This is a genomic window from Sphingomonas sp. (assembly GCF_042096255.1).
In the GTDB taxonomy this organism is placed as follows: Bacteria; Pseudomonadota; Alphaproteobacteria; order Sphingomonadales; family Sphingomonadaceae; genus Sphingomonas.
The window spans coordinates 1-21696 of record NZ_JBELLZ010000063.1 but is presented as its reverse complement, the minus strand read 5'-3'; the positions used below and the strand labels follow the sequence as shown (position 1 = coordinate 21696).

The 21696-nt window shown below is 67.2% G+C and carries 26 protein-coding genes; 11 read left to right on the top strand and 15 right to left on the bottom strand.

Annotated elements, in window-relative coordinates:
* The 7 genes from ACFDTH_RS12200 to ACFDTH_RS12170 all read right to left on the bottom strand — a co-directional run.
* A partial coding sequence (locus ACFDTH_RS12200; protein WP_375287801.1) for a 5-(carboxyamino)imidazole ribonucleotide mutase occupies positions 1 to 286 on the bottom strand: 286 nt, incomplete at its 3' end.
* Between the two features lie 50 nt (positions 287 to 336).
* Positions 337 to 1365: a potassium channel family protein gene (locus tag ACFDTH_RS12195; protein WP_375287800.1), complete on the bottom strand. Its 1029-nt coding sequence runs from the start codon at positions 1363 to 1365 to the stop codon at positions 337 to 339.
* Positions 1366 to 1430: 65 nt separating this feature from the next.
* The gene (locus ACFDTH_RS12190) at positions 1431 to 2114 is read right to left on the bottom strand and encodes a hypothetical protein (RefSeq protein ID WP_375287799.1); all 684 of its coding nucleotides are present in this window, start codon (positions 2112 to 2114) and stop codon (positions 1431 to 1433) included.
* On the bottom strand, positions 2111 to 2797 hold the full coding sequence (gene gpmA, locus ACFDTH_RS12185; RefSeq protein ID WP_375287798.1) for a 2,3-diphosphoglycerate-dependent phosphoglycerate mutase: 687 nt from the start codon (positions 2795 to 2797) through the stop codon (positions 2111 to 2113). Before gpmA ends, ACFDTH_RS12190 begins: the two co-directional genes overlap by 4 nt.
* Positions 2797 to 3264, bottom strand: a complete 468-nt coding sequence (locus tag ACFDTH_RS12180; protein ID WP_375287797.1) for a GNAT family N-acetyltransferase — start codon at positions 3262 to 3264, stop codon at positions 2797 to 2799. Before ACFDTH_RS12180 ends, gpmA begins: the two co-directional genes overlap by 1 nt.
* On the bottom strand, positions 3261 to 4370 hold the full coding sequence (locus ACFDTH_RS12175; RefSeq protein ID WP_375287796.1) for a M14-type cytosolic carboxypeptidase: 1110 nt from the start codon (positions 4368 to 4370) through the stop codon (positions 3261 to 3263). The genes ACFDTH_RS12180 and ACFDTH_RS12175 overlap by 4 nt, the downstream gene beginning before the upstream one ends.
* Positions 4367 to 4969 (bottom strand): DUF4136 domain-containing protein, encoded by a 603-nt coding sequence (locus ACFDTH_RS12170; protein WP_375287795.1) that lies wholly within the window; start codon positions 4967 to 4969, stop codon positions 4367 to 4369. The genes ACFDTH_RS12175 and ACFDTH_RS12170 overlap by 4 nt, the downstream gene beginning before the upstream one ends.
* A gap of 133 nt (positions 4970 to 5102) precedes the next feature.
* On the opposite strand from ACFDTH_RS12170, the gene ykgO reads away from it, so the two are divergent.
* From ykgO to ACFDTH_RS12150, 4 genes are read left to right on the top strand one after another with little or no spacing between them, the layout of a single operon-like run.
* Positions 5103 to 5228, top strand: a complete 126-nt coding sequence (gene ykgO / locus ACFDTH_RS12165) for a type B 50S ribosomal protein L36 (protein ID WP_008069451.1) — start codon at positions 5103 to 5105, stop codon at positions 5226 to 5228.
* An 8-nt stretch (positions 5229 to 5236) separates the two neighbouring features.
* Positions 5237 to 5848 carry an HAD family hydrolase gene (locus ACFDTH_RS12160; protein WP_375287794.1) on the top strand — a complete coding sequence of 204 codons (612 nt, stop codon included), beginning with the start codon at positions 5237 to 5239 and terminating at the stop codon, positions 5846 to 5848.
* A gap of 42 nt (positions 5849 to 5890) precedes the next feature.
* Positions 5891 to 6187: a type II toxin-antitoxin system Phd/YefM family antitoxin gene (locus ACFDTH_RS12155; protein ID WP_375287793.1), complete on the top strand. Its 297-nt coding sequence runs from the start codon at positions 5891 to 5893 to the stop codon at positions 6185 to 6187.
* Positions 6184 to 6582, top strand: a complete 399-nt coding sequence (locus ACFDTH_RS12150) for a type II toxin-antitoxin system VapC family toxin (RefSeq protein WP_375287792.1) — start codon at positions 6184 to 6186, stop codon at positions 6580 to 6582. Before ACFDTH_RS12155 ends, ACFDTH_RS12150 begins: the two co-directional genes overlap by 4 nt.
* Here ACFDTH_RS12150 and pyk read toward each other — a convergent pair.
* The gene (pyk, locus tag ACFDTH_RS12145) at positions 6570 to 8024 is read right to left on the bottom strand and encodes a pyruvate kinase (RefSeq protein WP_375287791.1); all 1455 of its coding nucleotides are present in this window, start codon (positions 8022 to 8024) and stop codon (positions 6570 to 6572) included. The two genes, ACFDTH_RS12150 and pyk, sit on opposite strands and share 13 nt — an antisense overlap.
* An 81-nt stretch (positions 8025 to 8105) precedes the next feature.
* On the opposite strand from pyk, the gene ACFDTH_RS12140 reads away from it, so the two are divergent.
* From ACFDTH_RS12140 to ACFDTH_RS12130, 3 genes are read left to right on the top strand one after another with little or no spacing between them, the layout of a single operon-like run.
* Positions 8106 to 8438: a DUF1244 domain-containing protein gene (locus ACFDTH_RS12140; RefSeq protein WP_375287789.1), complete on the top strand. Its 333-nt coding sequence runs from the start codon at positions 8106 to 8108 to the stop codon at positions 8436 to 8438.
* A gap of 35 nt (positions 8439 to 8473) precedes the next feature.
* On the top strand, positions 8474 to 9520 hold the full coding sequence (pdhA, locus tag ACFDTH_RS12135; protein ID WP_375287788.1) for a pyruvate dehydrogenase (acetyl-transferring) E1 component subunit alpha: 1047 nt from the start codon (positions 8474 to 8476) through the stop codon (positions 9518 to 9520).
* 1 nt (position 9521) lies between these two features.
* The gene (locus ACFDTH_RS12130) at positions 9522 to 10961 is read left to right on the top strand and encodes a pyruvate dehydrogenase complex E1 component subunit beta (RefSeq protein ID WP_375287787.1); all 1440 of its coding nucleotides are present in this window, start codon (positions 9522 to 9524) and stop codon (positions 10959 to 10961) included.
* Positions 10962 to 10995: 34 nt separating this feature from the next.
* On the opposite strand, the gene ACFDTH_RS12125 is transcribed toward ACFDTH_RS12130, so the two are convergent.
* The 3 genes from ACFDTH_RS12125 to ACFDTH_RS12115 are packed head-to-tail and all read right to left on the bottom strand — an operon-like array spanning position 10996 to position 14266.
* Positions 10996 to 11667, bottom strand: a complete 672-nt coding sequence (locus tag ACFDTH_RS12125) for a TadE/TadG family type IV pilus assembly protein (RefSeq protein ID WP_375287786.1) — start codon at positions 11665 to 11667, stop codon at positions 10996 to 10998.
* Positions 11664 to 12251: a TadE/TadG family type IV pilus assembly protein gene (locus ACFDTH_RS12120; RefSeq protein WP_375287785.1), complete on the bottom strand. Its 588-nt coding sequence runs from the start codon at positions 12249 to 12251 to the stop codon at positions 11664 to 11666. Before ACFDTH_RS12120 ends, ACFDTH_RS12125 begins: the two co-directional genes overlap by 4 nt.
* Positions 12248 to 14266, bottom strand: coding sequence for a TadE/TadG family type IV pilus assembly protein (locus tag ACFDTH_RS12115; RefSeq protein ID WP_375287784.1), 2019 nt, complete (start codon positions 14264 to 14266; stop codon positions 12248 to 12250). The genes ACFDTH_RS12120 and ACFDTH_RS12115 overlap by 4 nt, the downstream gene beginning before the upstream one ends.
* Positions 14267 to 14373: 107 nt before the next feature.
* Here ACFDTH_RS12115 and ACFDTH_RS12110 point away from each other — a divergent pair, with 107 nt between their 5' ends.
* Entirely contained in the window at positions 14374 to 15030 is a 657-nt protein-coding gene (locus ACFDTH_RS12110; RefSeq protein WP_375287783.1) for a squalene/phytoene synthase family protein, read from the top strand.
* Between the two features lie 42 nt (positions 15031 to 15072).
* Complete coding sequence (locus ACFDTH_RS12105; protein ID WP_375287782.1) at positions 15073 to 15531, top strand: EF-hand domain-containing protein; 459 nt, start codon at positions 15073 to 15075, stop codon at positions 15529 to 15531.
* Here ACFDTH_RS12105 and trmFO read toward each other — a convergent pair.
* Positions 15516 to 16826 (bottom strand): methylenetetrahydrofolate--tRNA-(uracil(54)-C(5))-methyltransferase (FADH(2)-oxidizing) TrmFO, encoded by a 1311-nt coding sequence (trmFO, locus tag ACFDTH_RS12100; protein ID WP_375287781.1) that lies wholly within the window; start codon positions 16824 to 16826, stop codon positions 15516 to 15518. The genes ACFDTH_RS12105 and trmFO overlap by 16 nt on opposite strands.
* A 124-nt stretch (positions 16827 to 16950) precedes the next feature.
* On the opposite strand from trmFO, the gene ACFDTH_RS12095 reads away from it, so the two are divergent.
* Positions 16951 to 17430 (top strand): DUF4142 domain-containing protein, encoded by a 480-nt coding sequence (locus ACFDTH_RS12095; RefSeq protein ID WP_375287780.1) that lies wholly within the window; start codon positions 16951 to 16953, stop codon positions 17428 to 17430.
* 37 nt (positions 17431 to 17467) lie between these two features.
* Positions 17468 to 18115, top strand: coding sequence for a DsbA family oxidoreductase (locus ACFDTH_RS12090; RefSeq protein WP_375287779.1), 648 nt, complete (start codon positions 17468 to 17470; stop codon positions 18113 to 18115).
* On the opposite strand, the gene ACFDTH_RS12085 is transcribed toward ACFDTH_RS12090, so the two are convergent.
* The 3 genes from ACFDTH_RS12085 to ACFDTH_RS12075 all read right to left on the bottom strand — a co-directional run.
* A complete protein-coding gene (locus ACFDTH_RS12085) occupies positions 18112 to 19386 on the bottom strand; it encodes a methyl-accepting chemotaxis protein (RefSeq protein WP_375287778.1) in 1275 nt (424 codons plus the stop codon). The two genes, ACFDTH_RS12090 and ACFDTH_RS12085, sit on opposite strands and share 4 nt — an antisense overlap.
* A 75-nt stretch (positions 19387 to 19461) precedes the next feature.
* The gene (locus tag ACFDTH_RS12080; protein ID WP_375287777.1) at positions 19462 to 19809 is read right to left on the bottom strand and encodes a DUF952 domain-containing protein; all 348 of its coding nucleotides are present in this window, start codon (positions 19807 to 19809) and stop codon (positions 19462 to 19464) included.
* A partial coding sequence (locus ACFDTH_RS12075) for a DNA gyrase C-terminal beta-propeller domain-containing protein (protein WP_375287776.1) occupies positions 19809 to 21696 on the bottom strand: 1888 nt, incomplete at its 5' end. The genes ACFDTH_RS12080 and ACFDTH_RS12075, both read right to left, overlap by 1 nt.

Here is a 21696-nt window from a genome sequence, read left to right as displayed (position 1 = left end):
CCATACCCTTCAGCGCATGGCTCTCCACCGGCACGCCCAGCACGGGCAGGTGCGTCATGGAGGCGGCCATGCCGGGCAGGTGCGCCGCGCCGCCCGCGCCGGCGATGATCACCTTGAGGCCGCGCTCCGCCGCGCCGGTGGCATAGTCGTACAGCCGCTGCGGGGTGCGATGGGCGGAGACGACCCTGCACTCATGCGCGATGTCCAGAGCGGTTAGCGTGTCCGCGGCGTGCCGCATTGTCTCCCAATCGGAGGTGGAGCCCATGATGATGCCGACGTGCGCCATCGGCGATGGTTAGCGGGGCAGGCGGGGCGGAGCAACTATCCGCCATAAGTTCAGGGCAGCATCGCGGAGGGCACGATCTCGACGATACGGTCGCCTACCTCCAGCCGCTTGGCGCCATCCTCCCAGAAGCCGATCGCGGTTTCACCACGATGAATGCGCACCCCTAGCCCGGTGGAGAGCCCGGAGAGCGGCTTGCCGATCTCCGCGGCGAGCACCCCGCGCTCATGTAGGGCCACACGCCCGCCATGCGCGGCGAGGTCGGCGATATAGTCGGCGACATGCTCTCCCTGCGTCGATCCGGCGAGCAGCAGGCCGGCGAAGCTGGCGGGGTTGATCACGGTGGTGGCGCCCGCCTGCCGCGCGAGCGGCTCATTGTCCTCCGAACGAATGATCGCGCTGAGCGGCACGCCGGGCGCCAGCCCACGCGCGGTGAGCAGGATCAGGATGGTGGTGTCATCGCGCCCGGCGGAGACAATCACCGCCTTGGCGCGCGCCACCTGCACCGCCTCCAGCGTGGCGTTCCGGCTGGCATCGCCCTGGAGCACGTTGACCCCGCAGGCTTCGGCCGCCTCGATCGCCGCTGCGCGCTCGTCGATCACGACGATCGTGGCGGGATCGGTGCCGCGGCGGACCAACTCGGCCACCGCCTCCGTGCCGGAGGTGCCATAGCCCGTGACGACGATATGGCCGTGGAGACGGCTCTGGATGATCTTCATGCGCCAGCGCTCCCACACGCGCTTGAGAAGGAAATCATAGGCGGTCCCCAGGAAGATCAGCCACACGAACAGCCGGATCGGCGTGACCACGAAGGTGTCGAACAGCCGCGCTTGCTCGGTCACCGGCACGATGTCGCCATAGCCCACCGTGGTGATGGTGATCATGGTGAAATAGAGCACGTCGGCGAAGCTGATCGCGCCATCGACATTGTCGCGCAGCCCGTCGCGGTCGATCCAGTGGCCGGCGAGCGCGATGCCGACCAACCCCAAGGCGAGGATCACGCGCCAGACCAGCGACACCCAGATCGGCGTGCTGCCGCTGCGGCGGAGCGAAGGTGTGGTGTCGATGCCGTGCGCGCGCATAGAGCGACCTTAGACGGGGTTGCCCGCGGGCTGAAGTCCGCGATGTTGGCGCCTTTGTACGCCGATCAATCCTCATCCACGCGATCGCAGGGGGGCGGATGGGGACGCCGGTCGCGAGGGCAGTAGCTGAAGCCCGGTACGTCGCCGGGGAGATCGGGGAGGTACGGATCGATGCCGGTGAGGTGCCAGCGGCCCTCGTCCTCCCACAGGATCAGGTCGCGCGCGCGATGTTCGCGATCATAGGTGGCGTCGAGCCAGGGGAAAGCGGCGCGGATGTCCGGCCGGTGAGTCCAGGCGGGGCGATCGACGACCCGGAAAGCATAGCGAAGCTGCGGCGAGAGATCCGTTTTACCGTCCCGCGGCGCGAGCCACACACGCGTCGCGCGACGGCGACCGTAGCAGAGCGACGCCAGTTCATGGTCGCCGAGCTGCCGGAACTGCATGAAGCGCCGTCCCGCTGCTGTCGGCCGGTATGGCGTTTGGGAGGCGCTTCGCACCGTACGGATCGGGTCGACCTCGATCAGCCCCGCCGCGGTGAGGGCTGCGACACCGGGATAGGGTCGATCCGAGCGGAGCAGGCGCAGCGGCATGATTTCCGACAGAAGTGGCAGGCACTGGCGCTCGCGATCGAGCGCGGCCTGGACCTGGGCGAGCGCGACGCCGCCGGCGAGAGTTCGCGCCGCGTCACGATGCGGGTCCGCCTTGCAGCCCGCCAGCGCGAGCAGCAGGGCGGACGCCGCCCGCCTCACCGCTCGCTCAGATAATAGCGGTCGGTGGCATTCAGCGCGTCGTCCAGTTCGTAGACGATCGGCTGGCCGGTGGGGATCTCCAGGCCGGTGATCTCGTCGTCGGGAATGTTCGACAGGTGCTTGACGAGGGCACGCAGCGAGTTGCCATGGGCGGAGATCAGCACGCGCTGCCCGTCCTTGAGGGCGGGGGCGATGCGCGCCTCCCAATAGGGCAGCACGCGCGCGATCGTGTCCTTGAGGCTCTCGGTGGAAGGAACGGCGATGCCGGCATAGCGACGATCGTTGGTTAGGTCGAACGGTCCGCCCGCATCCATCGCGGGGGGCGGCACGTCGAAGCTGCGGCGCCAGATGTGGACCTGCTCGTCGCCGTGCTTCGCCGCGGTCTCCGCCTTGTTCAGGCCGGTGAGCCCGCCATAGTGGCGCTCGTTGAGCCGCCAGTCCTTCTCCACTGGCAGCCACAAGCGGCCCATCGCCTCCAGCGCGAGGTTGAGCGTCTTGATCGCGCGGGTCTGGAGGCTGGTGAAGGTCTGGTCGAAGTCGAGGCCCTTGGCCGCCATCAACTCCCCCGCGACGCGTGCCTCTTCGGCGCCCTTCTCGGTCACGTCGACATCCCACCAGCCGGTGAAGCGGTTCTCCAGGTTCCAGGCGGACTGGCCGTGGCGGATCAGGACGAGCGTGGGCATCAAGGCTCCTTGCAAAGATCGAGGGTCAGGAACTGATTGAAGTCGGTGGCCTGATAATCGGCGAAGGGCGGGCAGTCGACGAAGCCGTGCGCGCGGTAGAGCGCCAGCGCCGCTTCGAACGCAGCGCCGGAGCCGGTCTCCAGGCTGATCCGGGTCATCCCCGCCGCGATCGCCTCCGCGAGGATGTGCATCAGCATCGCGCGGCCATGGCCCTGGCCCAGACGGGCAGGCACCGTGCGCATCGACTTGATCTCGGCCAGCCCGCCGCCGTGGTCGCGATAAGCTCCCATCGCCACCAGTGCCTCGCCGTCCCACAGGGTGAAGAAGCGGACATCGGGTGCCTGAAGCCCGGAAAGATCGAGGAAATGACACTGGTCGACCGGGGAGTTCGCCAGCATCCCCGACGCATGCATCGCCAGCAGGTCGCGGACCTGCGGATCCCCGAACTCTCCTTCGCGGATGATCACAGCGTGTCGATCATGCCGGAAAGCGTCTCCAGGCAGGAGACTGCGAGGCGCTTCGAGCGCTCCGGGCTCCAGCCGTGGACCGGATCGGGGTTGGGCGCATGGTCCTTGAACGGCATCTCCAGCGTCACCGATACCGCGCCGAACCGCTCGGCGAGCTGGTTGGTGGACATGGACATATTGGCCTTGCCCGGCGGCGCCTTGTCATAACCGAGTTCGGTCTGGAAATCGGGGGTGTGCGCGGCGAGGCGGCGGCCGAACTCGTAGAACTTGGCGCCATGGTCCTCGGTCCAGCTGGCGATCCCTTCATAGCCGGCGATGAAGTTGGCGGCGATTGCCTCGTCGCCGTGGACGTCCATGGCGAAGACGCAGCCGGTCTCGTCCATCGCATTGCGCACGCACAGCACCTCGGGGCTGCGCTCCGCGCTGGGCGCGTGCCATTCGCGGTTGAGGTTCACCCCCGCGGCATTGGTGCGCAGGTGCCCGCGGCGGGTCCCGTCCGGGTTCATGTTGGGAACGATGTGGAAGGTCACCTTGGCCAGCAGGTCGGCGGCGAAAGGCGTGGCGAGCCACTCCAGCGCGCCTTCCATCCACCATTCCACCATCGACTCGCCGGGATGCTGGCGCGCGTAGAGCCAGACCGGCTTGGCGCCGGTGCCGACAGTCAAACAGTCGATCGCCTGGCCATCGAGGCTGCGGCCGAGCTCGCGGTGGGCGAAGCCGGGCTGCAGCGCGGTGCGCGCGACCAGGGCCTCGTGCATCTCCATCGTATAGGGCGCGAAATAGGCGAACCAGGCGAGTTCGGTGTCGCCATCCCATTCCCAGGAAAGCACGCCGCCCTCGTAGCGCGTCTCCACCATCCGCCACTCCTGCCGGTCGACGGAGGCGCGCACCTTGTAGCCCGGCCAGCCGAACGGATAGGCCGCGCCCGCCGCATTGAGGATGCGCAGGGTCAGCCGGCGCCCGCGCGCGCCGGCGAGACGGAAGTGGAACCACTGGTAGAAGTCCGACTGCGCGTCGCGGACAATCTCCAGGTCGATGCGGTCGCCCTCGATGGCGACTACGCGGATGTTGCCGCTGTCGAAGGCGGCGTTGATCGAGAGGGTCATTTCACCTCGATAGTGCGCCCCGACTCTCCCGGAAACCCCGTGAACAGCGCGCTGGCGAGGCGGCGGGCGACCGAGGGCGTGTCCGCGTCGGGCGCGCTGAGGTCGGTCAGCGACTGGGCGCTGCCCTCCCAGATCGCGTCGGGCCCGCGGCGGATGCGGACCGACAGTTCGGTCACCACGCCCTCGCGCGCGCCACTGCCCGCGACAGGGAAGCTGACTCCGCCACCCACGCCACCGCCGCCCGACCAGCCGCCGGAATAGCTGCCGCCCCCAATGCCGACCTGCACGGGCGCGCGGCGGGGCGGCAGCGGGCGGGTGGTGCGGGTGAAGGCGACCACTGCCAGATTCTCGGCCCGCGCGCCCGGCGCCGGCGCGGTATAGCCCTGGCGCAGCAATTCCGCCTGCACTGCGGCGGCATATTCCTTGAACTCCAGGCTGGCGGGCGCGGCGCCCGGCTGCGGTTCCACCGCGATCGTGCCGCGCGTGGAAACCGGATCATAGTGATAGCGCGTCGCCTGCACCGGGAAGACGACCGGGCCCGTCGCGCAGCCGCCCGTTGCCAGCACCGCGGCCAATGCCGCCAGAGCGCGATACCCCATTTGCTTCTTCCTCCCACGCAACCGTTGCGCAGCGGTAACGCTTGGCCGCGTACCGCGTTTCGTGCCCGCCTCACCTTGACGTGCGGGCACGCTACCGGTAGGCGCGCGCCTTCCGTTTTCCCAGAGAAGTCCCATGAAAATCCGCAACAGCCTGAAGTCGCTGAAGGACCGCCATCGCGACAACCGCGTGATCCGCCGCCGCGGCCGCACCTACGTCATCAACAAGACCCAGCGCCGCTTCAAGGCCCGCCAGGGCTGACCCGGCGCATGCCCGTTACGTCGATCATCTTCGACGTCGGGCATGTTCTGTATGATTGGGACCCGCGGGTCCTGTACGAGCGCCTTATCCCCGAGGGTGAGGCGCTCGACACGTTCCTGCGCGACGTGTGCACGCGCGAATGGCATTTCCAGCACGACGCCGGGCGTCCCTTCGTGGAGACCTCGGCGGAGCTGATCGCGCGCTTTCCCGAGCATGAGGCGCTGATCGCCGCCTGGGGCCCACGCTTCTCCGAGCAGATTCCGGGGCCGATCGCGGGCATGCCCGAGCTGGTGGCCGAGCTGGATGAGGCGGGCGTGCCGCTCTACGCGATCACCAACTTTTCGGGCGAGTTCTTCGCGCCATTCCGCGCGCAGGAGGCGCACCTGTTCGGCTGCTTCCGAGGCATCGTCGTCTCGGGCGACGAGCGGGTGATGAAGCCCGATCCGGCGATCTACCGCCTCGCACTCGATCGATTCGGCTTGGCGGCCGAGGAGGCGGTGTTCGTCGACGACCGCGTCGAGAATGTCGCGGGCGCCCAGACCGTGGGGATGATCGGCGTGGTCTTCACGGGGGCGGAAGCCTTGCGGGCAAGGCTGGGCGAGCTGGGCCTGATTGCCTAGGCAGCGATATTCGTGTACTCAATGTACACGAAGAAGCGTTCCATGGAACTGTCTGTCCGCGAGGATCGCGCACATTTCGCCTTTGCCCTCGAAGCAGCCGAGCGGGGCGAGCGTGGCACGATCACCAAGAACGGCAAGCCGGTCGCGGAGCTCGGCCAGGTATCGGAACGTCACGTCAACCCGCTCACCCGCGAACGACTCGAGGAGGTGCGCCGCGAGTTCGGCTTCGGCAAGCCGCTCTATGATTCCCGCAGTAACGAGGAATGGCTTGCCGACTTCAACGATCCCGAAGTCACGCGGCTGATGTTGGGTGAGGACGAGAATTCGGACGAGCGGTGAAGATCCTGCTCGACACCCACATTCTCGTCTGGCTGCTTGTCGAGGATCGGCGACTGAGCAGCCTCGACGCTGCTTTGATTCTCGGTTCCGACACCGAGATATTGGTAAGTTCGCTATCGATCTGGAAAATTCGGCTGAAGCGCCGTAGCGCGCTGCGACGTGGCCGCGATAGTGATATGCCGCTTGACGCGCGCGAGGCGATGGCTTTGTGTGAGCGCCTCGCGCTGCGTTTGTTGACGCCTGCACCGCGTGACTTCGCGGCCGTACTCCGAACGCCCGTGCCGCATCGCGATTCGTTCGACGAGATGCTCGTTCTCCATGCCCAGCAACTCGGCGCCCGCCTGCTGACCGAGGACGAAAACCTGATCGATCACCCGATCGCCTACCGCCCATAGCCCTTCAGCTCGTCCCCTGTGATCCGCACGACGTGGATCACGTTGGTCGATCCCGGCGTCTTGAACGGCACGCCCGCCGTGATGATCACGCTGTCGCCCGCCTTGGCCAGATGATGGCGCAGCGCCATGCGCTTCGACTTCGCGACCATCTCCTCGAACGAATCGACGTCGCGGGTGTGGACCGCGTGGACGCCCCACAGCAGACCCAGGCGGCGCGCCGTCTCCAGCTTGGGGGTGAGCACCAGCACCGGCACCGCGGGCCGCTCGCGCGCGATGCGGCGGGCGGTCGAGCCGGACGTGGTGAAGCAGATGATCGCCGCGGCGCCGATCGTCGAGGCGACCGTCTTGGCGGCCTCCGACAGCGCATCCGCGGTGGTCGGATCGGGCCGGGTGACGGTGAAGTGGATGCGGTCACCGTGGCCGGGATCCTTCTCCACCGCGTCACCGATCGCGTTCATCATTGCGACCGATTCAACCGGCCAGTCGCCGGCCGCGCTTTCCGCCGACAGCATGATCGCGTCCGCCCCGTCGTAGATCGCGGTGGCGACGTCCGATACCTCGGCGCGGGTGGGCGAGGGCGAGGTGATCATCGATTCGAGCATCTGCGTCGCCACCACCACCGGCCGGCCTAGCCGGCGCGAGGTCTCGACGATGCGCTTCTGCAGCGGCGGCACCGATTGCGGCGGCAGTTCGACGCCCAGGTCGCCGCGCGCGACCATCACGCCGTCGCACGCCTCGACGATCTCCTCCAGGCGCTCGATCGCGGCGGGCTTCTCGATCTTGGCGAGCAGCGCGGTCTTGCCGCCGATCAGCTTGCGCGCTTCCCACAGGTCCTCGGGCCGCTGGACGAACGAGAGCGCGATCCAGTCGACCCCCTGATCGCAGGCGAAGGCGAGGTCGCTGCGATCCTTGTCGGTCAGCGCCGCCATCGGCAGCACTACGTCGGGCACATTGAGGCCCTTGTTGTTGGACAGCGCGCCGCCGACCTCGACGCGGGTGACGATGCGGTCGGCATCATGCTCCATCACCCGCAGCACCAGCTTGCCGTCGTCCAGCAGCAGCCGCGCGCCTGGCTCGATCGCCTCGAAGATCTCGGTATGCGGCAGGCACACCCGCGCCGCGTCGCCGGGCTCGCCCGAACGGTCGAGCACGAAGGTAGCGCCCGTCTCAAGGGTAATGCGCCCGTCGGAGAATTTCCCGACGCGCAGCTTGGGGCCCTGGAGATCGGCGAGGATGGTGGTAGCGCGGCCCCACTTCTTCTCCAGCGCGCGGATCGCCTGGATCACCGGCACCTTCGACTCCTGGTCGCCATGGCTCATGTTGATGCGAAACGCGTCCGCCCCCGCCTCGAACAGGGTGGAGATCATTGCCGGGTCGTTGCTCGCCGGACCGAGCGTCGCGAGCACGCGGACCTTGCGCGAGCGGGGACGGAACACTGTCATCTGATACTTCCTCGGCTTGCCGGCGCCGCCCTAGCGGCTATCTCGCCCCAATCAACCTTGCTGCCAACCGTGGAGCCGACAATGGACCCGCTCGACCGCCTCGACGATGCCGCTGCCGCGGCCGCCTTCCGCCGGCTGGTGCGCCACCTGCGCCATCGCACCGACGCCGAGAACATCGACCTGATGGGGCTGGCGGGCTTCTGCCGCAACTGCCTGTCCGATTGGGTCGGCGAGGCCGGCGGGCTCGACAAGGCGACCGCGCGCGAGACGATCTATGGCATGCCCTATGACGAATGGAAGGCGCGCCATCAGGGCGAGGCGACGCCCGAGCAGCTGCGGCGGATGGAGGAGAGCGTAGCAAAGAATGACACGCAAGGGGCAGCCGTTGCACCGCCCGCGCGTCCGGGCCTATAGGCGCCCCTCTCCCTACGGAAACCAAGGTGTCTTCAGTGGCAAAAGCCCCCGCGCGCCAATCGGCCGAACCGCCCACGCCCAATCGCGAGCGACCCGCCGAGCCGCAGCCGTACCAAGCCTCCAAGGACGAGCTGCTCCGCTTCTACAAGGACATGCTGCTGATCCGCCGCTTCGAGGAGAAGGCCGGGCAGCTCTATGGCCTGGGCCTGATCGGCGGTTTCTGCCACCTCTACATCGGCCAGGAGGCGGTGGCGGTGGGTCTCCAGTCCGCGCTGGACGGCGACAAGGATTCGGTCATCACCGGTTATCGCGACCATGGCCACATGCTGGCCTATGGTATCGACCCCAAGGTGATCATGGCTGAGCTGACCGGGCGCGAGGCCGGGATCAGCCGCGGCAAAGGCGGGTCGATGCACATGTTCTCGACCGAGAAGAAGTTCTACGGCGGGCACGGCATCGTTGGCGCGCAGGTCAGCCTGGGCGCGGGTCTCGCCTTCAAGCACAAGTACAGCGGCGACGGCGGCGTGTGCATGGCCTATTTCGGCGACGGCGCGGCCAACCAGGGCCAGGTGTACGAAGCGTTCAACATGGCCGAGCTGTGGAAGCTGCCAGTGATCTTCGTGATCGAGAACAACCAATATGCCATGGGCACCAGCGTGAACCGCTCGTCGGCAGAGGATCAGTTGTACCGCCGCGGTGAGAGCTTCCGCATCCCCGGCATCCAGGTTGACGGGATGGACGTGCTCGCCTGCCGCGGCGCCGCCGATACCGCGCTGGAATGGGTGCGCGCCGGCAAGGGTCCGGTGATCCTGGAGATGAAGACCTACCGCTACCGCGGCCACTCCATGTCCGATCCCGCCAAGTATCGCAGCCGCGAGGAAGTGCAGGCGGTGCGCGACAAGAGCGACCCGATCGAGCACGTCAAGCGCCTGCTCGCCGAGGCGGGCGTGGACGAGGCCGAGCTCAAGACGATCGAGAGCGAGACTCGCAAGGTGGTCAACGAATCGGCCGACTTCGCCGAGCAGACCCCCGAACCTGAACCCGCAGAACTCTATACCGACGTGCTCGTGGAGACCTACTGAGATGGCGATCGACATCAAGATGCCGGCGCTGTCGCCCACCATGGAGGAGGGCACGCTCGCCAAGTGGCTGGTCAAGGAAGGCGATACTGTGAAGTCCGGCGACATCCTCGCCGAGATCGAGACCGACAAGGCGACGATGGAGTTCGAGGCGGTCGATGAAGGCCAGATCGGCAAGATCCTGGTCGCCGAGGGCACCGACAATGTGAAGGTCGGCACCGTGATCCTGCAGATGGCGGGTGAGGGCGGAGACGCCGCCCCGGCCGGCACCAGCGATCCGGTCGCGACCAAGGACGATACGCCCGCGCCCGCCGGCAAGGCCGACGAGAAGAAGGCGGCCAAGGTCGAGGATTCGGCTCATCCCGCCCAGGAGAAGGTGGAGACCGGTGCGCGCCAGATGTTCGATGCGGCGAAGCACGACGCCGAGGTCAAGGACCCGGCGATCCCCGAAGGCACCGAGATGGTGAAGACCACGGTGCGCGAGGCGCTGCGCGACGCAATGGCCGAGGAGATGCGCAAGGACGAGCGCGTCTTCGTGATGGGCGAGGAGGTCGCGCAATATCAGGGCGCCTACAAGGTCACCCAGGGGCTGCTCGACGAGTTCGGCGAGACGCGCGTCATCGACACGCCGATTACCGAATATGGCTTTGCCGGCGTCGGCACCGGGGCGGCGATGGGCGGCCTGCGCCCGATCGTCGAGTTCATGACCTTCAACTTCGCGATGCAGGCGATCGACCATATCGTGAACTCGGCCGCCAAGACCAACTACATGTCTGGCGGCCAGATGCGCTGCCCGATCGTGTTCCGCGGTCCCAACGGCGCCGCCAGCCGCGTCGGCGCGCAGCATTCGCAGAACTACGGCCCGTGGTACGCCAGCGTGCCGGGCCTCATCGTGATCGCACCCTATGACGCGGCCGATGCCAAGGGCCTGCTCAAGGCGGCGATCCGCAGCCAGGACCCGGTGGTGTTCCTGGAGAACGAGCTGCTTTACGGCCGCAGCTTCGAGGTGCCCAAGCTCGACGATCACGTGTTGCCGATCGGCAAGGCGCGGATCATGCGCGAGGGCTCCGACGTGACGATCGTCAGCTATTCGATCGGCGTCGGCTTGGCGCTGGAGGCGGCGGAGGTGCTGGCGGGCGAGGGGATCGAGGCGGAGGTGATCGACCTGCGCACCTTGCGCCCGCTCGACAAGGCGGCGGTGCTCAAGAGCCTTGCCAAGACCAACCGGCTGGTGGTGGCGGAAGAGGGCTGGCCGACCTGCTCGATCGCCAGCGAAATCATCGCGATCTGCATGGAGGAAGGCTTCGACGACCTCGACGCGCCGGTGATGCGCGTGTGCAACGAGGACGTGCCTTTGCCCTATGCGGCAAACCTGGAGAAGCTGGCGCTGATCTCGTCAGACCGGATCGTCGAGGCGGTGAAGAAGGTGACGTACAAGGCGTGATCCGTCGGCGCGGCGGACTGGTTCGCCGCGCCGTTCACAGCCCGTCGGCGGTGGCGCAGTTCTTCTTCGAGGGGAAGGCGTCGCTTCCCGTCACGTTGAACTTGTTCTTGCGGATCCGGAACACCGCCGTGCGCGTGATCTCGGTACTTGGGGTGAAGTAGGTGACGACTCCCGGTGCGAACAATGGTTCATAGTTGTAGGTCACCTGCGCGTGGACCAGCAATTCGTTAGCCGGCAACGTTCGCGCGAACGTCGGTTCGCTGACTTCGGAATGGCATCCCATCAGTGGGACCGCCGCAGTGTAGCCACCATCGAACTGTTGGCTGAAATTCGCATCCGCGAAGACGTTCTTGACGGTCTTGTCCGCCTGCGTCTCGCCCTTGATCACAGTGAAGATGACCCGGCCGCGCTCCCGCATCTTGAGCGGCTGCGCCGAGACGTCGATCGCCTTGAACATGTCGTGGAGCTGAGCCTCCGTGGTGGCGATCCCGCCCACGCCGGTCTGCGCCACCATGTCCGCGACCATGGTGGCGAGGCGCTGCGTGGTGTTCGAGGCAAGAATGTAGTTCGCCATCTCCAGGCCGCCGAGCAGGAAGCCGGCGAGCAGCGGGAGCGAGAGCGCGAATTCGACCGCGCTGACCGCCCGGGTCTCACGCGCCAGGCGGTGCGGCGAGCGCTGTGAAAAGGATTTCGCTTGCGCGGTCATTCGGTCTTCACCGGTTCGTTGCGGACCACCGAGGTCGCGGTCAGCGTCACCGGAGAGGTGATCACGAAGTTGAACAGGCGGCGGACCGGATAGGTCGCGGTGTAGCTCACCACGTCGCCCTCGCCGCCAACCTCGTCTACCGCCGTCGGCGCGCCATGCGGGTCCCAGATTCCATTGCCGTTCCGGTCGGTGAACGCTTCGCCCGTAAAGCCGTCGGCCGGACCGTCGTACCGGCCGTTCTGATTGGTGTCGGTATAGTCCTCGGGCCGCGACGAGGTGAAATCGTGATACACCCGCGTCGTGATCGCCAACTCTTCGCCGTCTGCGAGGTTGAAGGGGTTCATCGCTTTCGTGATCGTCTCTCGCATTGCCGCATCGCGGGCCGCCATGGTGGACTCCTGAGTCGCCGAACTTTCGCGAGCAGCCGCGGCCACTGCGCCGGTGAGACTGGTCTGGGCCATATAGATATAGCCCATCTCGATCGTGCCCGAGATCAGCAGGATCATGACCGGCGCGATCATAGAGAACTCGACGGCGGAGATTCCGCGACGGTCGGACCGCAGCCGGGAAAGTGCGCGGATCATTTCGTCAGGTGCACGTCGACGAGGGTGCGGGCGATCTGGGCAAAGGCCGCGTTCAGGTCGTCCGGAGTCTCGGATAGGTAGTACCCGTCCTTGCCGCAGGTCCGCAGGCGACTTTTGCCAGCCGAGTCAATATCATTGGCGGCATTGACCGCAACCACATACGTCTGCACGCTTTTCTGACTGTCCGGGAAGATATAGGAATTTGCGATTGCGCAGGCTTTGGCGAATCGAAGGTCCGCCGCGCTCATGATGGCGCCGGTGCTGTCAACGCTAGTCGTCACCGACTTGTCGTTGACGGATCCATAGGCGGTGTAGTTCTTATCGTTCGAAGAGTTGGTGTTCTTGTTTTCGTTGTCCCAACCACCCAGTTCTGTTTTACCGTCCGTCATAAATACGAGCGCCCGGACCGGGTGACCTGATCCCTCTGGCTTCGTGCGAATGAACTTGTCGTACCGCGAAAGTATGCGCCAGCCCCAGATGAATCCGGTGTGATGCATCGTGCCGTTTGCGGGCAAGATCGCCCAGACATGATTGTTCACGAAATCATCGTATACGCTGCGTGCAACATTGTACTTGATCGGCAAACCGGGCTCCGGACATTGCCAGTTTGGTGAGGGCAGGGCCGTCGTGTTCGATGTAACGACATAGGGAGACGTTGGGCGGAAGTAGGGCAGATTAGGGATCTTGTTGACCCTGATGTAGAAATCGCGTCCCGCCTCCGAGTCCGGATAAACCAACGGGTTGTAGGCGCCAGCAGCCGTTGGATCATAATAGCTGGCTTTGTCCGTAGCGACGATCACGTCGTCAGCGGCATTACCTTCTCCATTATTCATGCCGATGTAGTGGCGGTAAAAATATCGCCGAAAAGCGGGAGAGTTCGCAAAGGTCTCGAACGCGGTGGTGTTGTTCGTGTTCGCCGCGGCAGTGGCGGCCGCGGCGTTCTTGAAGCTGAGCGATCCAGTATAGCTTCCGCCATAGAGGTTGTTTAAATCCGAATTGTTCGATGGCGCATAATAACCGTCGGTGGCATTCAGCACTGGCACGGCAAGTGTGCTCGCTGCAGTCTTGCTGGCGCTCTTGGGGCGCCAGAGTGGTGGCATGATGAGGGGGCGGATCGGTCGCATCGGCTTGGTCGCGCCCGGCGGGGTTTCGCCTGGCAGGACATTTGTCAGGTCATATGCACCGACTTCGGGTGTCAGGTTTGTGGTGCTGATGGTGGACGAAACGGTGTCGTCGTTGGCAACACACCCCTTCCAGGCCATGCCTCCGCTCGCTCCCCAGGCAACGTCCGTGAAACCAGGAATCGCCTCGAATGGGACACTTGCTTCCTTCAGGAGAGCGCCGACATTCGCCTGATTGGTATAGTTGATGACTCCAAGCGCAAGGTTCGGCTGGGCCTCCTGACCGCCCTGGTACAGGACGTTGATGAAGCCGCGCACCGCGGTCTTCAGCGCCTCGATCTTGGTGGTGGTGCCGATCGGCTTCTGGAGCGAGCCGGTGTTGTCCAGCACCAGCATCACCTCTAACGGGCGCGGCTGGAACTCGGCATGCGCCTCGACGCTGATGCGTTGCGGGCCCATTCCGAAGAGATGCATGAACGTCATCGGCAGATCTGCCGAGGCGGTGACAACCGTCCTGCTGATGCCGTTGGCGAGCGTGAACTCCGGCTCAAGGAGCGCCTGCGTAGTATCGATCGGCGTCACGTCGGGCGCGCGCTGCACGCCCATGTAGCCGTCGGGAAAATTGTCCTTGAAATAGGCGATCACCTGTTTGTAGCGACCGTTCGGATCTTCCTCGTCGTCATTGTCGAAGGCGTTTGCCCCGGCCAGGGCGGCGGCATCGGCACCCGCCTGCATCTGGCTGGTGGTGATGTACACGCGCGCGATATCGATCGCGGAGCCGACCGAGGCGATCATCGCGATGAGGCCTACGACCATGATTGGCAGCGTGGCCCCGCGCTGGTCGCGGCGCAGCCGTTCCAGCGCCTTCCATGGCGTGCCAATCCCTACCGACATTCGTCCATTCTCCTCCACGCTTCCGACGGCTCATGCCCCGGCAGTCCTAAACTTGGCGTAAAGCGGCGGATGGCGCGGAGCGGCGGCACGCGTTAGGCGGCGCGAGGATGGCGCTGTACACCGACACCTTCGGGATTGATCCCGCGACGGGCCATGCCGAGCGCGCGCTGGCGCTGGGCTATGCGCCCGCGCCGCGACGGCAGGCGCTGGCGGCGGTGTTCGCGCTGGATGCGACGGTCGCCAAACTGACTCGCCACACGCGCGATCCGATGGTGGCGCAGATGCGGCTGACCTGGTGGCACGAGGCGCTATCGACGCTGGGCACGCGCGACGTGCCGGGGCAGCCGATCCTGGCGGCGCTGTCGAGGGAGGTCGCCGCCGGGCGGGTGACGCCCGCGGGCCTGGCGGCGGTCGTGGAGGGCTGGGAGGCGTTGCTCGACGACGAACCCCTGATGCATGCCCGGCAGCGCGGCGCGGCGCTGTTTGCGGCAGCGGCGGGGGTGCTGCAAGCGGACGATCCGGTGGCGGCGGCGGGGGAGGGCTGGGCGTTCGCCGATCTGGCGCTGCACACGCCGGATGCAACGGTGGCGGCAGCGGCGCGAGCGGAGGCGGTCCGGGCGCTGGCATCGCCGCAGTGCTGGAGCCAGCCAGGCCGTCCGCTCGGCGCACTGGCGCTGATCGCCCGCAATGATCTCGCCGGCATCCGTGCCGGCGCACCGAAGCGGGTGCTGGCGTTGCTGCGGATGCGGTTGACGGGGCGGTAGCGCGGGCTAGGTTCGCGCTCCGCAACCGGGGGGACGCGCGACATGTGGCGGTATCTGGCGGGCGGCGTCGCGGCGCTGCTGATGGTAGCGGCGGGGTGGCTGTTCTTCGGCAGCGCGAAGACGCAGCCGGTGCTGCCGCCCGCACCCGATCGCGCGATCTCGTCGGACGGTGACGAAGCCCGGCCGTTGCCCGATGCGGTGCCCGAGGCCTCTCCGAAGACGCGCGAGGAGAAGCGCTTCTCCCGCTACGACAAGGACCGCGACGGCGCGGTAGCGCGCGAGGAGTACCTCGCATCGCGGCGCAAGGCGTTTGCCAAGCTGGACGCGAACGCGGACGGTCGGCTCACCTTCGACGAATGGGCGGCGAAGACCACTGCCAAGTTCGCCGGCGCGGACAAGGACAAGTCCGGCACGCTCACGCCAACGGAGTTCGCCACCACCGCGGTGAAGCGCACTGTCCGCCCGCGCTGCGTCTGCCCGCCGGTTCAGCCGGAGGACTGAAGCCAGCCGTCCAGCGCGGCGCGGGCGCGATCGGTGTACATCCGCTTGCGGTCCGCCTTCTTGGTCCGGCCCGGGATGGGCGGGAACAGGCCGAAGTTGACGTTCATCGGCTGGTAGGTCTCCGCCACCGCGCCGCCAGTGATATGGCCGAGCAGCGCGCCCAGCGCAGTCTCGGGCGGCGGTGGTGCCAGCGTGCGCCCGGTCAGCTCCGCCGCGGCGAAGCGCCCGGCCAGCAGCCCGATTGCGGCGCTCTCGACATAACCTTCGCACCCGGTGACCTGCCCGGCGAAGCGAATCGCGGGACGGGACTTCAGCCGCAGCTCGGGATCGAGCAGCTCGGGCGAGCGCAGGAAGGTGTTGCGGTGCAGCCCGCCCAGCCGCGCGAACTCCGCCTTCTCCAGCCCCGGGATGGTGCGGAACAGCCGCACCTGCTCGGCATGCTTCAGCTTGGTCTGGAAGCCGACGATGTTCCACAGGGTGCCGCTGGCATTGTCCTGGCGCAGCTGGACGCAGGCATAGGGCCAGCGGCCGGTGCGGGGATTGTCGAGACCGACGCCCTTCATCGGGCCGAAACGCAAGGTCTCCGGCCCGCGCTCGGCCATCACCTCGATCGGCATGCAGCCCTCGAAATAGGGCACGTCCTCCCAACCCTTGTATTCGGTCTTCTCGCCGTCGATCAGCCCGGCGACGAAGGCGTGGTACTGGTCCTTGTCCATCGGGCAGTTGATGTAGTCGTTGCCGCCCTTGTCCCAGCGGGCGGCCTTCCACGCCACCTCCATGTCGATGCTGTCATGGTGGACAATGGGGGCGATCGCATCGAAGAAGGCGAGCGCGTCGCGCCCGGTCTCGGCGGCGATGGCGTCGGCGAGCAATGGCGCGGTGAGCGGTCCCGTGGCGATGATCGCCGAGCCTTCTGGGAGCGCGTCGACGCGTTCGCGGACGATCTCGACGTTGGGATGCGCCGCCAGCGCCGCGGTGACGCCCTGCGAGAAGCCGTCGCGGTCCACCGCCAGCGCGGAGCCGGCGGGCACGCGGTGGCGATCGCCCTCGCGCAGGATCAGCGAGCCCAGGGCACGCATCTCCTGATGGATCAGCCCAACGGCATTGTTCTCGGCATCGTCGGAGCGGAAGCTGTTGGAGCAGACCAGTTCGGACAGCCCGTCGGTGTGGTGCGCAGGCGTGCTGTCCGCACCGCCGCGCATTTCCGAAAGCCTTACCCTGAGCCCCGCCTCGGCCAGCTGCCACGCCGCCTCCGAGCCGGCGAGGCCGCCACCGATCACCTGAATGTCCGTCATCACGGGGACATGGCGGTGCGGGTCGGGATCGGCAAGCAGCGACTATCGTACTGATCCAGGTTGCAGCCTGCGGCCAAAGCGGTGCTGGCGCGTTGCGCGGCGGAGAGAAGAAGGAGGAGCCTCTATGCGTTACGTTCCGCTCGCCATTGCCGCCGCGCTGCTTGCGCCCGCCGCCGTGGCACAGACCACCGCCGCCCCCGAATTCGTCAAGGAAGCCGGCGCCAGCGACAAGTTCGAGATCGATTCGAGCAAGCTGGTCATGGGTTCGCAGGACCCGAAGGTGAAGCAGTTCGCCCAGCAGATGGTCACCGACCACACCAACAGCACCGCGCAGATCAAGGCCGCGGCGGCGCAGGACGGGGTGAAGGTGCCCTCGCCGATGCTCAACCCGATGCAGAAGGACATGATCGCCAAGCTGAAGGCCGCCAAGGGCCCGGCGCGCGACCAGTTGTACATGCAGCAGCAGATGCAGGCGCACCAGATGGCGCTCCAGCTGCACCAGACCTATGCGCAGGGCGGCGACAAGCCCGCGCTGAAGGCGGCGGCGGCGCAGATCGCGCCGGTGGTGCAGAACCACCTTAACATGACCCATTCGGGCATGTGACATGGCGCATCGCGGCCGTGGCGGCTAGGATTTCGCCATGGCCGCGGTGACCCTCTCGGTTGACATCGTTTCTGACGTCGTTTGCCCCTGGTGCGTGATCGGGCTGCTCGGGCTGGAGCGCGCGGTCGCCGCCGGGGGCGATGCCTTCGCGGCGGAGATCCGGCTCCAGCCGTTCGAGCTCAATCCGGACATGCCCGCGGGCGGGCAGGACATGCGCGAGCACGTGCTGGAGAAATACGGCGCGGTGCCGGCTGGGGCGGGGGAGCGCATCCGCACCATGGCCGCACGCCTGGGCTTCGACATGCCGCAGCGCGAGGGCGGGCGCATCTACAACACCTTCGACGCGCATCGCCTGCTGCACTGGGCGGCGGACAGCGGGCGGCAGATCGCGCTCCAGCATGCCCTCTTCGCGGCCTATTTCCAGCAAGGTCGCAATCCGGGTGATCGGAGCGTGCTCGTCGAGGCGGCAGGGGCGGCGGGGCTCGATCCCGCCGCGGCGCGTCAGGTCATCGAGAGCGGCGAAGGCGCGAAAGCGGTGCGCGCGGCCGAGGCGCAGTGGCGCGGGGAGGGGATCGCATCGGTACCCACCGTAATCGTGGATGACCGATACCTGATTCAGGGTGCGCAGGAGCCTGAAATCTATGAGCGCGCACTACGCCGGATCGCGGCGGAGCGGACGGCCTAACTCGCCACAGACAGGTCTTCGAAGGCGTGGACGCAGCTGTCCAGCCCCGTGACCGCATCCAGCAGCGTCTCCGACAAGCTGCTCAGCCCACCCGCCTCCGTGGCGAGCCGAGCTGCCGTGCCGCTGATCGCCACAGCCTGCGCACCGATGTCGTGACTGGCCTGCGAGGATTGGCGCACGCCGGTCGCGATGGAGGTGGTCGCCTGGCCTTGTGCACGAACCGCCTGTTCGATCGACAGCGCCGTCGCCTCGATCGCGCCGATCGCGGTGACGATCGCGCCATGGCCCTGATCCACCTTGCCGATCAACCCGTGGATCTCGGCGATGCGGCCGGCGATGTCCTGCGCGGCATTGCCGGTCTGGGTGGCGAGTGCCTTAACCTCGCCCGCGACCACCGCGAAGCCGCGGCCCGCCTCGCCGGCGCGCGCCGCCTCCACCGACGCGTTGAGCGCCAGCAGCCGCGTTCGTGCGGCGACCTCCTGGATCAGGTCCAGCATGCCGTCGATCGCCCGCGCGGCACCGACCAGCGCGGCGGCGGTGTCGCCCGCCTCGCGGATCCGGTCGCTTGCCTCGGTTCGGATCGCCCGGGCCTGCGCGGTGTCGCGCTCTATTCCCGCGAGCGCGTCGGCGAGGCTACGGCCGCTGCGTGCGATCTCGTCCAGCGCGCCGCCGGTCTCGGTCGCCGCTCCTGCCGCGACGGCTGAGCGGTCGCGTGCCTCGGTCGCATGTGCAGCGACGCTGGCGGAAGCGGCGGAGATCGCACTCGCCGCCGCGGTCAGCTTGGCGGTGAGGCTCGCCACCTCGGCGGAGAAGCGCTTTGAGGCGCCTTCGACCCGCTTCGCACGCCTCAGGCGACGGCCGACCTCCTCGGCTTCGGCCTCCGCGACCAGGCTGACCAGGTCGCGCGCGGCGACGAAGCGATCGTAGCGCCCGGCGTCGGTGAGGATCAGCCCTTCCGGGCTGCCGCCGGTGCGCAGGCTGGCAAGCATCTCGGCGAGCGGCGCGTGCCGGTCGACGATCGGCAGCGGGCGGACCACATGGCGGGTGCGGGCGCGCATCGTCGGGTTCTGGAGCAGCGCGTGGCCGAACGGGTTGAACAGGATGTCTCGGACTTCGACATCCCGGATCCCGCCCACCGGGGTACCCGCATCGTCGACCACCGGCAGCAGTCGCAGCTCTGGATTGCTCCGGAACCGATCTATCACGTCGCGGAAAGGCGCATCCACGAGGAGGGGCGGGATGTCGGGCGAGGCGATCGCGGCGGAAAGCATGACCGCGCGGTTAAGGATGACAGGTAAATGCAGAGTAGCCGTGGGATGACAGCTCGATGACTGTTGTAAAAAATCTCAGCCGGTCACCGGTGGCTTGAGCCGCCCATCTTCGTATCGTTCCAGCGGGCCATAGGCGATCACCGTCTCCAGCGCGAGCGGCGCATAAAGATGCGGAAACAACGCGCTACCGCGCGCCGGCTCCCACTTCACCGCTTCGCCGCAGGCGGCGAGATCGACCGCCAGCACATGCAGCCCGGTTTGGCCGCCGAAATGCTTGTCCACCGTCGCGGTGAGCTGGTCGGCGGTGGAAAGGTGAATGTAGCCGTCCTCCAGATCGACCAGCGAGCCCTTGAACACGCCGTCGCGTTCCAGCGCCGCCATTTCGTCGGCGGTGAGCACCTTGTAGGCGGTCTGCGGCTGCATCATTCCCCGTCCTCCGGTCCGTCCGCCACGTCGTCGCCGATCGTCGCGCCGTCATCGGGCGCGGTCTCGGGTACGGCGAGCTCTTCGGCGACCAACGCCTCAGCGGCGTTCTCGGGTTCCTCCTCCTCGTCGATGCGCGCGGCGGAAACGACATGCTCGTTGTCAGCGACGTTGAACAGCCGTACGCCCGCGGAGCCGCGGCCAATGACGCGCAGGGATGCCAGCGGCATGCGGATCGTCTTGGCCTGGTCGGTCACCAGCATCAGCTGGTCCGCCTTGGAGGCGGGGAAGCTCGCCACCACCGGGCCGTTGCGCGCGATATTGTCGATGTTGGTCACGCCCTGGCCGCCGCGGCCGATGCGGCGATATTCATAGGCGCTGGAGAGCTTGCCATAGCCGTTGGCGCAGACGGTGAGGATGAACTGCTCGACGCTGCGGAGGTATTCGAACCGGTCGCGGTCCATGGTCAGCTCGCCCTCGCGATCCTTCCACGGCGCGTTGCGGACATAGTCCTCGCGCTCGTCAGCGGTCGCATCCACGCCGCGCAGCACGGAGAGCGAGATCACCTCGTCGCCGTCCTTCAGCGTGATGCCGCGCACACCGGTGGAGTTGCGGCTCTGGAACTCGCGCACATCGTCCGCGGCAAAGCGGATAGCGCGGCCCTGGCGCGTCGCTAGCAGCGCATCGTCGCCTGCCTCAAGCAGCGCGACGCCGATCAGCCGGTCGTCGGCATCCTCACCCTCGAACTTCATCGCGATCTTGCCGTTCGAGGGGATGTTGGTGAACGCGTCCATGCTGTTGCGCCGCGCTGAACCGCGCGCGGTGGCGAACATGACGTGCAGCTTGCCCCACTCGCCCTCGTCCTCGGGCAGCGGCAGCACGGTGGAGATCGTCTCGCCGGGCTGGAGCGGCAGCAGGTTCACCATCGGCCGCCCGCGCGTCGCCGGTCCGCCCTCGGGCAGGCGCCACACCTTCATGCGATAAACGCGGCCGAGGTTGGAGAAGAACAGCACCGGCGTATGGGTGGAGGTGACGAACAGGTTCGTCACGACGTCTTCGTCCTTCGTCGCCATGCCGGCGCGGCCCTTGCCGCCGCGCGCCTGAGCGCGGAACGCCTCCAGCGGCGTGCGCTTGATATAACCGGTCATGGTGACGGTGACGACCATGTCCTCGCGCTCGATCAGGTCCTCGTCCTCGATGCCGTCGGCGGCGGCGGCGATCTCGGTGCGGCGCGGCGTCGCGAACTCGTCGCGGACGGAGACCAGCTCCTCGCGCATCACCTCGTAGAGGCGGGCACGATTGGCCAGGATCTCCAGCAGCTCGGTGATCGAGGCGGCGAGGCCCTTCAGCTCCTCGCCGATCTCGTCGCGGCCCAGCGCGGTGAGGCGGTGGAGGCGCAGGTCGAGAATCGCGCGGACCTGGAGGTCCGACAGGCGGTAGGTGTCGCCGGTAACCTCGGTCTCCAGCGCCTCGACCAGCCGCAGATAACCAGCGATCTCGGCGATGGGCCATTCGCGCGCGAGCAGCGCGGCGCGCGCCTCGGCGGGCGACGAGGAACCGCGGATGATCCGCACCACCTCGTCCAGGTTGGTGACCGCGATCACCAGGCCGAGCAGGATGTGCGCACGGTCGCGGGCCTTGGCCAGCTCGTACTTCGAGCGGCGGGTGATCACCTGCTCGCGGAAGCCGACGAACGCGCTGATGATGTCATGGAGGTTGAGCAGCTCGGGCCGGCCGCCGCGGATCGCCAGCATGTTGGCGGGGAAGGAGCCCTGCGCCGGCGTGTGCCGCCACAATTGATTGAGCACCACCTCCACCGTGGCGTCGCGGCGCAGGTCGATGACGATGCGCACGCCCTCGCGGTTCGATTCGTCGCGGATGTCGCTG

Coding starts and splice junctions, on each gene's coding strand:
- ACFDTH_RS12195 (WP_375287800.1), bottom strand. CDS start 1,365: ATGCGCGCGCACGGCATCGACACCACACCTTCGCTCCGCCGCAGCGGC.
- gpmA (WP_375287798.1), bottom strand. CDS start 2,797: ATGCCCACGCTCGTCCTGATCCGCCACGGCCAGTCCGCCTGGAACCTG.
- ACFDTH_RS12175 (WP_375287796.1), bottom strand. CDS start 4,370: ATGACCCTCTCGATCAACGCCGCCTTCGACAGCGGCAACATCCGCGTA.
- ACFDTH_RS12170 (WP_375287795.1), bottom strand. CDS start 4,969: ATGGGGTATCGCGCTCTGGCGGCATTGGCCGCGGTGCTGGCAACGGGC.
- ykgO (WP_008069451.1), top strand. CDS start 5,103: ATGAAAATCCGCAACAGCCTGAAGTCGCTGAAGGACCGCCATCGCGAC.
- ACFDTH_RS12160 (WP_375287794.1), top strand. CDS start 5,237: ATGCCCGTTACGTCGATCATCTTCGACGTCGGGCATGTTCTGTATGAT.
- ACFDTH_RS12155 (WP_375287793.1), top strand. CDS start 5,891: ATGGAACTGTCTGTCCGCGAGGATCGCGCACATTTCGCCTTTGCCCTC.
- pyk (WP_375287791.1), bottom strand. CDS start 8,024: ATGACAGTGTTCCGTCCCCGCTCGCGCAAGGTCCGCGTGCTCGCGACG.
- ACFDTH_RS12140 (WP_375287789.1), top strand. CDS start 8,106: ATGGACCCGCTCGACCGCCTCGACGATGCCGCTGCCGCGGCCGCCTTC.
- ACFDTH_RS12130 (WP_375287787.1), top strand. CDS start 9,522: ATGGCGATCGACATCAAGATGCCGGCGCTGTCGCCCACCATGGAGGAG.
- ACFDTH_RS12125 (WP_375287786.1), bottom strand. CDS start 11,667: ATGACCGCGCAAGCGAAATCCTTTTCACAGCGCTCGCCGCACCGCCTG.
- ACFDTH_RS12120 (WP_375287785.1), bottom strand. CDS start 12,251: ATGATCCGCGCACTTTCCCGGCTGCGGTCCGACCGTCGCGGAATCTCC.
- ACFDTH_RS12115 (WP_375287784.1), bottom strand. CDS start 14,266: ATGTCGGTAGGGATTGGCACGCCATGGAAGGCGCTGGAACGGCTGCGC.
- ACFDTH_RS12110 (WP_375287783.1), top strand. CDS start 14,374: ATGGCGCTGTACACCGACACCTTCGGGATTGATCCCGCGACGGGCCAT.
- ACFDTH_RS12105 (WP_375287782.1), top strand. CDS start 15,073: ATGTGGCGGTATCTGGCGGGCGGCGTCGCGGCGCTGCTGATGGTAGCG.
- trmFO (WP_375287781.1), bottom strand. CDS start 16,826: ATGACGGACATTCAGGTGATCGGTGGCGGCCTCGCCGGCTCGGAGGCG.
- ACFDTH_RS12095 (WP_375287780.1), top strand. CDS start 16,951: ATGCGTTACGTTCCGCTCGCCATTGCCGCCGCGCTGCTTGCGCCCGCC.
- ACFDTH_RS12090 (WP_375287779.1), top strand. CDS start 17,468: ATGGCCGCGGTGACCCTCTCGGTTGACATCGTTTCTGACGTCGTTTGC.
- ACFDTH_RS12085 (WP_375287778.1), bottom strand. CDS start 19,386: ATGCTTTCCGCCGCGATCGCCTCGCCCGACATCCCGCCCCTCCTCGTG.
- ACFDTH_RS12080 (WP_375287777.1), bottom strand. CDS start 19,809: ATGCAGCCGCAGACCGCCTACAAGGTGCTCACCGCCGACGAAATGGCG.